We start from the raw sequence: 278 nt of genomic DNA, 5'->3' as shown, positions 1-278 counted from the left end.
CGCAGGTGGTTACCAAAAGGGACCAAAGAAACAACTCCCAAAGAAGTCGCTTTTATTGAAAATTGGATAAACAATTATCCTAAAAAATGTTTGGACTACAAGTCACCAAAGGAATTTCTTAGTGGTGGCTAATTTCAACTTGAAATTTAGCATTTCTATTGAAATCATGGCTTTTTTCGATATAATGAAGAAAAAGGAGGGCTAGTTGGCTTATGGAAGAATTATTGGCGATTATTGAACAACAAGCTGCTGTAAATCAACAACTAACCAATGAACTC

Annotated in this window: 1 pseudogene; it reads left to right on the top strand. The window is 34.9% G+C overall.

What is annotated here, in order from left to right:
• Positions 1-132, top strand: a pseudogene (locus HZY94_RS00045) (IS30 family transposase); the annotation flags it as partial.
• Positions 133-278 lie beyond the last annotated feature (146 nt).

Source organism: Streptococcus danieliae (assembly GCF_013415245.1).
In the GTDB taxonomy this organism is placed as follows: domain Bacteria; phylum Bacillota; class Bacilli; order Lactobacillales; family Streptococcaceae; genus Streptococcus; species Streptococcus danieliae_A.
The sequence above is the reverse complement of the archived record's forward strand: the minus strand, read 5'-3'. Positions and strand labels throughout refer to the sequence as shown.